Here is a 10,260-nt window from a genome sequence, read left to right as displayed (position 1 = left end):
GGACCCGGGCACCGCGGCCGGCGGCCGGGGCGGGCTTTCTCCCGCGGCGGGCCGGCGGACTGCCGCACGAGCTGGTCTTCCGGATCGAGTCGGTGTCCCGGCACGCCTCGGTCCGGCACGTGCACATAGAGACCGGCGAGGGCGCGGTGCTGGCCGACTGGTGGTCGCGGGGCCGGGTCGAGCTGATGGCAGCCGGCCGGCCGTTCGCGCTGGAGACCGATCTCGATGGTTCCGGGATCCGTCTGGTCGAACCCATGGGACGGGTGCCCCTGGCCGCCTTCGAGCCAGGCCGCCACGGGGGCCGGGTGCGCCTGTCGGACGGTGCCACGCTGCGCTGGCTCACGCCGACCTGCGGCGAGTTCGCCAGCGGTCTCGTGGGTCACCGCGACGTGAGCATCATCCGGTTTGCGCTGGACGGAACGGCGCTTGTCGTGGCCAATCCGGATGCGCTCGACCCGGGGGTCACCCGGGTGGCCCGGACGCCGGGTGCGGGTTCGGGACATGTCTGTCGGGGGAAAGTCGCGGACCCGCGGCTGGGATGGGTTCCCGACGTGGTAGCCCTGCTCGTCCTCGGCTGGTTTCTTCGGGTGGTCGAGTCCGAGGTCGTCGGATCTTCTCGATCGCGTGTTCGATACCTAGGTGCTTGACGGGCGGCGTCGGAGAGGGTTCACTACTTTGTGATCGAACCTATGTTCGAGATCTGGGAGGTGTCGTGACCACCGTGACCAGTCGGCCGATCAGTGGCTCGATCAGTGGCTCGGACCCGGCGGGAGGAGCGGCCCGCAGTAAGGGCGCGTTCGGCGGCCATGGTGGATCCACCGGGCCGCGCGGTGCGTCCACCGAGCCGGTTGGACGGACCCTGGTGTCGGCGGCGGGGCTGCCCCGCCGCTCCCGTGACGATCTGTTGGTCGCCGCCCGGCGCGGTCTCGGTGAGGCCGAGTACGCCCAGACGGCCGGGGAGCGCTACGCCCTCGCCCATCTCGCGGCGCTGCGGGCGGCGGCCGCCGTCCTGGCGGACCGGGCCCGGCCCCGTCCCGGTCGTCGCGGTCGGCCCGTGAGTGCCTGGTGCCTGCTTGTCCGGGTGGCCCCCGAGCTCGCGGAGTGGGCGGAGTTCTTCGCGGCGGGGGCCGCCCGGCGATCGGCGGCCGAGGCCGGGCTGAAGGTGGTGACCAGGCGGGAGGCCGACGATCTGATCCATCAGGTCGATCTGTTCATCGGGGTTGTCGAGGGCGTGCTGGGCCTGCCGTCCCAACCAGTGATCGCCGGCACCGGTCCGGTCGGGCGTGGGGAGGTCGCGATGGTCACGCCGCCGAGCCGACCACGGTCAGCCTGCCCTCGGCCCGGCGACGCCCCGGGCGGGTGACGAGCGGTTGCGTTTACGGTGAGCATCAGTCACTATCGGTTACCCCCCGAGGGGCAGTGGCTGGCGGAGCAGGAGATCATCGATGGTCCTCACCGGTTCTGGGCATCGGCACCGCGGCGCGCATCGGGCCGTGCCGTCCGCCGTTGCGCGTCGCAACAGCTGGGTACTGCGGGTCGTAGGGCTGTCGGCTGGCGGGCTGGTCGTCGGGGTTGTCATAGGTCTCACCGTGGGTCAGTGACGCGCCCGGTCCTCCGGCGTGGGCGAGCGGGCTGATGGCGGCGATGCCGACGATGCCGGTCTGAGGAGGCACGACGCGCATGACCAGCCATGTCACCGGCGCGGATCTGCGGCAGGCTGCGATCTGGCACGGCCTGCGGACGGTCCTGCCCGGATCGGCAGCGGGGGTTCCGGCCTGGTCGGTGGCCCCGACGGCCGCGACCATCCCGCCGATCATCGTTGCCGCGGGCGGTGGGAGTGGTAGCTTCGCTGTCCCCCTGGCGGTCGAGGGCTACCTGGTGATCGTCGTGGACCCGTCGCCGGACGCCCTGGCAGCGTTGCGCCGTCGCGCCGACGAACGGGGCGTCGCCGACCGGGTCACGGCCGAGCAGGGCGATCTGGGCGACCTGACCGGCATCGTCGGCACCGAGACCGCCGATTTGTTGCTGTGCCACTCCGTCCTCGACGTCGTTGACGATCCCGGGGCCGCGCTGGCGGGGGCCCTGCGGGTGCTGCGCCCGGGAGGCGTCCTCAGCCTCGTCGTCGCGGGCCGGGCTGCCACAGTGCTCGCCCGCGCCCTGGCGGGTCGCTTCGAGCAGGCGCAGGCCGTGCTGACCGGCCAGGGCACCGGGGCGCCCCGGGCGGCCGCCGGGTTCACCACCGCCGAGATCGTCGCGCTGGTGGACGGGGCTGGCGTGGACGTCGTCGACGTCCACGGGGTGCGTGTGTTCGCCGACCTGGTCCCCGGGGCACTGGTCGACTCCGATGCCTTCACCGCGCAGCGGCTGCTGCGCCTGGAACTGGCCGCGGCCGCCCGGGAGCCGTTCCGTGACCTCGCGGCACAGCTGCATGTGCTTGCCCGCCGTCGTGCCGCTGGTACCGCTTGTGAAGCCGGCACCGCCGGTTCCCGTGATCGTGGATTTCCCGGTATGAAAGACCCCAGTTCGGGCACGGACCAGGTGACGGGAATCGCTCGGTTCCAACCAGCATGACAGGTTGCCTACCGCACCCGCCCGCACATGCCTATCCTTGGTTATCAGGTTCCGTCCGCTGGGCCTACAGGTCGTGGGAGGAGCGTCGATGCCGCTCTCGGAGAACGAGCAGCGCCTGCTGGAGCAGATCGAGCGCGCTCTCGTACAGGACGATCCGAAGTTTGCCAGTACCGTCCGTTCGACGGACCCCCGTACCTACCTGCTGCGCCGGGTGCGCCGCAGCGCGGTCGTCTTCGTCCTCGGTCTGGCCGTCCTGGTCGTCGGCGTGGTGCTCAACCAGGTACCGCTGACGGTGATCTTCGGCATCCTCGGTTTCCTCATGATGTTGTTCGCCGCGCTGCGCGGTGCGGCGGGCCTGCGCCGGATCAGCGGCCGTGACACCGGTCACCGGCGGCCGGGCGGTGTGCAGGGGGGATCGAAGCCGAAGCCGCGGGCTAGGGCTCCGTTCATGGAACGGGTCGAGGAGCGGTGGCGGCGGCGCTGGGAGGACCGTCCCTGACCGGGTCCGGCCAGTCCTGATTGTCATCATTCTGAATCGTGGCGGGTGCGGCGGGTGCGTCGTCCCCGCCGCCTCCCTGTCCTGTCCTCGACCGTCCGCGCGCCGAGGTCGGCGCGTCGCGCCGGAGAACCGATGCCGGGGCGATCCGCGCCAACATCCGCCTGGCCCGCGGTGCCAGCGCCCACACCGTGGTGGTGGCCAGGACGACATCCTCGCTGAGGTCTGCGACGGACGGCGGCGCGGCCATCTCCGGTGGCGCGTAGCGGGCCCGCTCCTCCGCGGAGGCCAGCCGGGCGAGTGCCGCGCGGGCCTGCGGGTAGGTCGTGGGGGGCCCGCCGTCCCCGGATTGCCACGCAGACGGTTCCGGGCGGGACCCCGGGGCCTGTGCGGTGGTCGGCTCGGCGTCCAGGTAGGCGGTCAGCCGGGCCACCCCGGCCCGCGGCGAGTCGCTCGGCCGGATCATGATTCCCAGATCCGCGGCGACGTCCAGCAGTTCTGCCCAGGCGTCGTGGACCCGTTCCACCGTCGCCCCAGACGGGTCTGAAGGATCGTCTTCGGCCGGGCGCAGTCGGACCCGCCTCCGCTGGATCCGGGTGATCGCCGGAACGGCCAGCAGGCCCAGGACGGGCAGGGCACCGCACAGCCAGATCACCCAGGAGGGGATCCCGGTGGAGGTCGAGGCGCCATCACCTGACCGCGGGGCGTCCACCGCGGTCGGATCGTCGCCGGGAGCCGGCGTGGAGGTATCCGGCACGGGCACCGGCTCGGGCGCTGCCTGCAGTTCGGTCTGATCCGGATCTTCCGGCAGGGCGGCCTCATTGTCGGGGTCCTCGGGCCCGGCGGGGGCGTAGGACGGCGCCGAGGTGGCTCCGTCGCTGCGGCGGGTCGGCTCGAAGCTGATCCAGCCGATCGACGGGAACCAGACCTCAGGCCAGGCATGCGCCTGCCGGTTGGTGATGACGTAGCTGCCGTCACTCTGCCGCTCCCCGGGGACGAAGCCGATCGCGACCCGGGCGGGTAGGCCCAGTATCCGCACCATGACCGTCATGGCCGAGGCGAACTGCTCGCAGTAGCCGCGGTGGGTGTCGAACAGGAACTGGCTGAGCGCGCCCTCCTGCGTGGTGGGGGCGCCCTGGAGGTCGTAGGTGAACTGCGGCCCCCGCAGGTATTCCTGGATCGCGTACACCTTTTCATAGGGGGTGCGCGCATCCGCGGTCACGGCCTTGGTGAGCTGGCGCAGCTGGGGATCGAGATTGTCAGGGAGCGCGGTCGCGATGTCGAGCGAGTCCGGGATTGGCCCGGTCGCGGCCTGAAGTTGCGCGCTCGTGGGATTCGGCACCACCGCGTCCACCTGGTAATGCGCGTTCGCCGTCGAGGTCCGGGTCGAGAAGATCGTGCCTGTCGGGCTCGCCAGCCGCCAGTCGCCGGTCAGCCCCTCGATCCGGGTTGGGATGCCCGGAACCGGCAGATACAGCTCGTTGAACCGCCCGGTGACGGCCACTTCCGCACGCACCGACTGGGTGGTGCCGCCCGTCCGTGGTTTCGGTAGTCCCTCGCTGACCCGGTTCTCCCGGGTGGCGTTCAACGCCCGCAGGGTGAACAGCTGGCCGTCGAAGTTCTCCAGCGCCGTCAGTCGCAGATACTCCGGCTTGTCGAAGCGCACCCGAAGCAGGGGCACCTCCGTGCTGGCGTGCAGCTGCTGGCTCACCGAGACGATCGGCTGCACGACGCTGGCTGAACTCGGACCGTCCCCGGCGCCGGATCCACCCTTGCGCGACACTAGTCCCTCGCCGTCAAGGGACGGCAGGCCCAACGGCACCGCGATCGCAGCGACGGCGACCCCGAGCGCGCCCACGGCGAGGCGACCGCCGAACATCTCGACGCCGGCCCTCCGCTGGTCGGAGACGGTCCGGCCCCATCGCCCGTACGCCAACCGCCCGTCGAGCAGGAGCAGGGCGATGAAGCTCACCGCGCCGAGTAGGAAGGGCACCGTGCCGACGCCCCCGGGCAGAATCGCCGCCGACACCGCATACAGCGCCAGCAGCGGAAGGCCGCCGAGCGTCGGGTGGTCGAACTTCACCACGATCAGATCGACGATCATAACCAGGAGGTAGACGCCGATCACCGTGAGGACCACCAGGCCCGGCCGGTCGGGCACCGGCGTGGCCAGCCGTGAGATGTCGGAGCCGCCGGCGGAGATGAGCGTGCGCAGCGTCTTGACCGTGGTGGCGGTCGGCAGGAAGCCCAGCAACGCCGTCGACCGCGCGGACAGCACGGTGACGGTGCCGATGAGGCCGACCAGACTGAGCAGGATCCCGGCCGCCGCCGGCAGCAGGAGCAGGCGGCTCGCCACCCCCGTCCCGACGGCCACGGCCGTGGCGACGAGTACCGGCCCGAACCACCAGAGGACACCCTCGAACAGACGGGTCAGCGCGCTGGTGGACAGCAGACAGACGACGGTGACGATCACTGTGGGCACCGGGCGGGCGTTCACGGCACCGACCGTCCGCCGATGTGGAGACCGCCGCTGTGCCCCGTTGCCCCGGTGAGTCCCACGGTCCCGGCACGTCCGGAGACTCCGGCGGCACTCGAGGCACCGACGCCGTCCGTGCCCCGGGCCCGGGCGGCGACCCGCGGCCACATCGCCGCGAGGCTGGTGCCCGCTGCCGCGACAAGGACCGCCCAGCCAGCGCGGGTGAGCACCGCGTGCGTCGTTCCGAGGTCAGCGGCGATCTTCGGGGCCGCCGCGGCGGTGCTCCAGCTGGCCACGTCGACGAGCACCGCGATCGCCGGGGCGCTGCGGGGCCGCAGCCCGGCCAGCGCGGCGGCAGTGGGCGCATCGGTGTGGCCGAGGACGGCGACAAACATGCCGCCGTGATCGGCCTGCCTGCGGCCGGCCGCGAGCGCTGGGTGCAGGGACTCGGTGGGGGCGGGCGTCAGCGTTGAAAGCTCGTCGAGGAGCCCGCCGACGGTACCCCCCGCGGCGATGGCCGCCAGCCCCTGATCGGTCAGCAGTCGGACCCGGTACCCGCCCCGGACGAGGTGGACGCCGATCGCCCCGACCGCGCTCACCGCCCACTCGAACGATGCTGAGGGGCCTCTGTCGGGCCACGCCCGGGCCCGGGTGTCGATCAGGATAGTCGCCCCGCCCGTCTGCGGGTGCTCCTCGCGCCGGACCATCAGCTCGCCGCGGCGGGCGGTTGTCTTCCAATGCACCTTGCGCAGGTCGTCGCCGGACCGGTACGGACGGGTCGTCGTCTCGTTCTCACCCGCGAGCCCGGTCGGGCGGCGCAGCTGGGTGCTGACACGCGCGGCACCGGTCGGGCGGGCCGACGGCAGCCGCTCGATCGGGGGGGCCACGACCAGCTCGTCCAGGCTGCGGAAACTGCGCGACAGTTCGCACAGCCCGAACGGGTCACCGAGGCGGATCGCCATCGGTCCGATCTGGTAGCGACCGCGCATCCCCGCGTGCAGGACATAGGACAGGTCCCGGCTGCCACCGGGCTCGATCCGGCCGAGTACGAACCGGACCCCGCCGCCCAGCCCGTCCGCGGCGGCGTCCTCCACCAGGAGTACCGACGACGGCGACCGGCTGACGTTTTCCAGTCTGATCCGGACCGAGACCCGGTCCCCGGCGGTCACCCGGCTCGGTTCGAGCCGGCGGGTGCAGGCGAGCCGGTAGCGGGTCCGGCAGACGAAGGCCGCCGCGAGCACGGGGAGGAGAATGAGGAGCAGGCCGATCCGCAGCAGGTCCTGCTCGCCGAGCACGGCCGCGGACGCCGCGCAGGCGATGCCGGCGGCGACGAACGACCGGCCGCGGATCGTCAGGCCACGCAGCGCCGCGACAAAGTCGCGCACCCGGAGGTTCCACACCCGGAGGTTCCACACACGGAGCTCTAACGGCCGTGCCGGGTTGGGCGTGCCGTACCGGGACGAAGGATCGGAATCCGGCGCAGGACGTCGGTCAGGATGCGGGCGGCGACCTCGATCGTCGGCTCTCCGGAGAGCATGATCTCGGGCTGCAGCAGTAGGCGGTGCGCCATGACCGGGACAGCCATCTCCTGAACGTCGTCGGGGAGGACGAAACCGCGCTGGTCCAGGGCCGCGCGGGCTCGGGCAGCACGGATGAGATGCAGCGCCGCCCGGGGGGACGCGCCGAGCGCGATCTCAGGATGCGTGCGGGTCCCGCCGACCAGGTCGACGATGTAGTGGCGCACTTCGGGCGAGACGTGCACCGTGCGGACGAGTGCGATCAGCTTGGCGATCTCGGCGGCGTCGGTGACCGGGGTGATGCCGGCCAGCGGGTTGGCGTTGCCGTGGCTGTCGAGCATCTCCAGCTCGGCCGCGGGGGAGGGGTAGCCCATCGAGATCCGGGCGGTGAAACGGTCGCGCTGGGCCTCCGGCAACGCCCGGGTGCCCTCCATCTCCACCGGGTTCTGGGTCGCGATCACCATGAAGGGCGACTCGAGCCGGTAGGTGACGCCGTCGACCGTGACCTGGTGTTCTTCCATGCATTCGAGGAGCGCCGACTGCGCCTTCGGCTCGGCGCGGTTGATCTCGTCGCCGACGACGATGTTGGCGAACACCGGACCGGGACGGAACTCGAAGTCACGGGTGCCCTGGTTGTAGACGCTGACCCCGGTGACGTCGCTGGGGAGCAGGTCCGGAGTGAACTGGATGCGGCGTACCCGGGCGTCGATGGACCGTGCGAGGGCCTTGGCGAGCATGGTCTTGCCGACCCCGGGGACGTCCTCGATCAGCAGATGGCCCTCGGACAGCAGCACGACCAGGGCCGCCGTGATCGCCTCGGACTTGCCGTCGATGACCGTCTCGATGCTGGCCCGCACCCGGTTGGTGACATCGGCGAGATGGCCGATGTCGGTCACCGGGTCACGCCAGTGCAGAAGACCAGGGTCGGTCACCACGAGTTTGGCCCCCCTCCGGGTGTCGAGTGTCGGGATGCGTCGCGCGTCGGGATGCGCGAACCCAGCCCCGGTGGGACCTGTCCCCCCCCGAGTGTGACATCCACCGCGGGCGTGCAGGCCGTGGTGGTCGAGGAAACATGCCTCGAACCGGAGCCCGACAGGAGATGAGGGGTAGGTGTCTGTATCTGATCGGCCTCGCCGGGACGGCGAGTGAGACCGAATGTTCCTTCATCCACCAGAGTCATTTGTACTGATTTTTTGCGACTTATACCACCTTCTTCTTAGGTAGCGCGGGCGACCCCCAATGGAGGGGGTTCGGTGGGGTGGTACGGGGTGTTGAGGGGGTGTCGGGTGGGGGGGAGTGGGATAGAGTGGCGCGCAGTGGGGGACAGCAGCTTACGGGTGACCGTCGCGGGGTGAGCCTGTCGTTGTCTTCCTCGCGGTGGCGAGGAGGTTGCCGGTGTTTCTCGGCAGCCACGCGCCGCGGCTCGACGACAAAGGGCGGCTGACGCTGCCCGCGAAATTCCGTGACGAGTTGGAGGGGGTTCTTGTGATCACCAAGGGGCAGGAACGCTGCCTGTACGTCTTTCCGATGGCGGAGTTCACCCGGATCAGCGAGTCCCTCCGCACTGTTCCGATTACCGCAAAGGCATTGCGTGACTACAGTCGGGTGTTTTTCTCCTCGGCCGCGGACGACGTGCCGGACCGGCAGGGGCGGATCACGATTCCGGCTCCGCTGCGGTCCTACGCGGGCTTGATGCGCGACTGCGTGGTCAATGGGGCCAACACTCGGATTGAGATCTGGGATGCCCAGCGGTGGCAGACCTACCTGGAAAGCCAGGAGGAGAGCTTCGCCGAGCTGTCCGAGGAGGTCCTGCCCGGAGTGATCTGAGCTGCCCCGGGTTCATGGATCCGGGTGCTCCGCGGGCTCGCCACGCGCACCGTCCCTTCCGGCTGTCCCTTCCCCGGCGGCCGGCATCCGGGACGTACGCGAGGGCGGTCGACCTCGGTCACCCGACCCGGGCCCGCCGCCCGGTGGCTTCCGCCGATGAAGCCCCCATGCCCGTCAGTACATCTGAAGACGAGGTCCACGAGCGGTCGAGGGAGGCTCAGCACTGAACGCCACACATACGCCTGTGCTGACCGACCGTGTACTGACTTTGTTGGCCCCCGCCCTGCGGGTATCCGGAGCGATCGTGGTGGACGCGACGGTGGGTCTCGGTGGGCATGCCGCGGCTGTGCTCACGGCCTTCCCGCACGTACGGCTGGTGGGGCTCGACCGCGACCCCGACGCCTTGGAGCGCAGCGGCGAGCGGCTGCACGGGCTCGCCCCCGGCCGGGTGGAGCTTGTCCACGCCGTCTACGACGAGGTGGCCGAGATCCTGGACCGGCTCGGTCATCCGGTGGTGCAGGGCGTCCTGTTCGACCTCGGCGTGTCGTCGTTGCAGCTGGACACGGACGACCGTGGGTTCGCCTACTCCCGGGACGCGCCGCTGGACATGCGGATGGACCAGACGCGGGGCAGGACGGCCGCCGACATCCTCAACACCTACGATGCCGACGCGCTGACCCACATCCTGCGGGAATACGGCGAGGAGCGCTTCGCCCGCCGCATCGCCGGTGCGATCGTCCAGGCCAGGGCCGTCGCCCCGTTCGTCGCCTCGGCGCGGCTCGCCGACCTGGTACGCGACGCCATCCCGGCGCCGGCCCGGCGGACCGGCGGCAATCCGGCGAAACGTACCTTCCAGGCGTTACGTATCGAGGTCAACGCCGAGCTCGACGTGCTCGCCCGGGCGTTGCCCGCGGCCTTCGACGCGCTGGCCGTGTCCGGCCGGCTCGTCGTCCTGTCGTACCACTCGCTCGAGGACCGGCTGGTCAAGCGGCAACTGCGCGGCTATGCGGAGGCCTTGGTCCCGCCGGGCCTGCCGGTGGTGCCCGAGGGCGCGGGCCCCAGGCTGCGCTGGTTGACCCGAGGTGCGGAACCGGCGAGCGAGACCGAGAAGGCCGAGAACCCGCGGGCGGCCTCCGTCCGCCTACGTGCCGTCGAACGTACCGCGCCGAACCCGGACCACACCCGGAAACCGACCGGAGGTGCATCGTGACCGCTCCCGCGCAGCCGCTCTCCCGCGCCGGGCGTTCCGCCCCCGGGCGGCCCGACTCCAGGCAAAGGGGCGGTGGGCGGACGACAAGCGCCCCGACCTCCTCGACGGGGCGGCCCGCGGCCCGCTCGGCCGGCGCGACCGCTCCGGCCATCGACCCGCAGCC

General features: G+C 71.4%; 10 protein-coding genes. 6 read left to right on the top strand and 4 right to left on the bottom strand.

Annotation, left to right across the window (positions count from 1 at the left end; genetic code table 11):
* Both AC08OT_RS15410 and AC08OT_RS15405 read left to right on the top strand, forming a co-directional pair.
* Positions 1–647: hypothetical protein (locus AC08OT_RS15410; RefSeq protein ID WP_476602959.1), on the top strand; the 647-nt coding region annotated here is incomplete at its 5' end.
* 74 nt (positions 648–721) lie between these two features.
* Positions 722–1,363, top strand: coding sequence for an SAV_6107 family HEPN domain-containing protein (locus AC08OT_RS15405; protein ID WP_476593532.1), 642 nt, complete (start codon positions 722–724; stop codon positions 1,361–1,363).
* Between the two features lie 76 nt (positions 1,364–1,439).
* Here the strand turns inward: AC08OT_RS15405 and AC08OT_RS15400 are convergent, their stop codons facing one another.
* Positions 1,440–1,682 (bottom strand): hypothetical protein, encoded by a 243-nt coding sequence (locus tag AC08OT_RS15400; RefSeq protein ID WP_476602958.1) that lies wholly within the window; start codon positions 1,680–1,682, stop codon positions 1,440–1,442.
* Here AC08OT_RS15400 and AC08OT_RS15395 point away from each other — a divergent pair.
* Both AC08OT_RS15395 and AC08OT_RS15390 read left to right on the top strand, forming a co-directional pair.
* Complete coding sequence (locus AC08OT_RS15395) at positions 1,681–2,571, top strand: class I SAM-dependent methyltransferase (protein WP_476593527.1); 891 nt, start codon at positions 1,681–1,683, stop codon at positions 2,569–2,571. The genes AC08OT_RS15400 and AC08OT_RS15395 overlap by 2 nt on opposite strands.
* Before the next feature lie 88 nt (positions 2,572–2,659).
* Positions 2,660–3,070 (top strand): DUF3040 domain-containing protein, encoded by a 411-nt coding sequence (locus tag AC08OT_RS15390; protein WP_476593528.1) that lies wholly within the window; start codon positions 2,660–2,662, stop codon positions 3,068–3,070.
* Here the strand turns inward: AC08OT_RS15390 and AC08OT_RS15385 are convergent.
* The 3 genes from AC08OT_RS15385 to AC08OT_RS15375 are packed head-to-tail and all read right to left on the bottom strand — an operon-like array spanning position 3,018 to position 7,995.
* Positions 3,018–5,564 (bottom strand): transglutaminase TgpA family protein, encoded by a 2,547-nt coding sequence (locus tag AC08OT_RS15385; RefSeq protein ID WP_476593529.1) that lies wholly within the window; start codon positions 5,562–5,564, stop codon positions 3,018–3,020. The two genes, AC08OT_RS15390 and AC08OT_RS15385, sit on opposite strands and share 53 nt — an antisense overlap.
* Entirely contained in the window at positions 5,561–6,928 is a 1,368-nt protein-coding gene (locus AC08OT_RS15380; RefSeq protein WP_476593530.1) for a DUF58 domain-containing protein, read from the bottom strand. Before AC08OT_RS15380 ends, AC08OT_RS15385 begins: the two co-directional genes overlap by 4 nt.
* Before the next feature lie 38 nt (positions 6,929–6,966).
* Positions 6,967–7,995, bottom strand: coding sequence for an AAA family ATPase (locus AC08OT_RS15375; RefSeq protein WP_476593531.1), 1,029 nt, complete (start codon positions 7,993–7,995; stop codon positions 6,967–6,969).
* Between the two features lie 460 nt (positions 7,996–8,455).
* On the opposite strand from AC08OT_RS15375, the gene mraZ reads away from it, so the two are divergent.
* Positions 8,456–8,887, top strand: coding sequence for a division/cell wall cluster transcriptional repressor MraZ (gene mraZ / locus AC08OT_RS15370; protein WP_476593883.1), 432 nt, complete (start codon positions 8,456–8,458; stop codon positions 8,885–8,887).
* Between the two features lie 223 nt (positions 8,888–9,110).
* Positions 9,111–10,097 carry a 16S rRNA (cytosine(1402)-N(4))-methyltransferase RsmH gene (rsmH, locus tag AC08OT_RS15365; RefSeq protein WP_462203247.1) on the top strand — a complete coding sequence of 329 codons (987 nt, stop codon included), beginning with the start codon at positions 9,111–9,113 and terminating at the stop codon, positions 10,095–10,097.
* The last annotated feature ends 163 nt before the right edge of the window (positions 10,098–10,260 follow it).

It is taken from the genome of Frankia sp. CgJB1 (assembly GCF_977947065.1).
The sequence above is the reverse complement of the archived record's forward strand: the minus strand, read 5'-3'. Positions and strand labels throughout refer to the sequence as shown.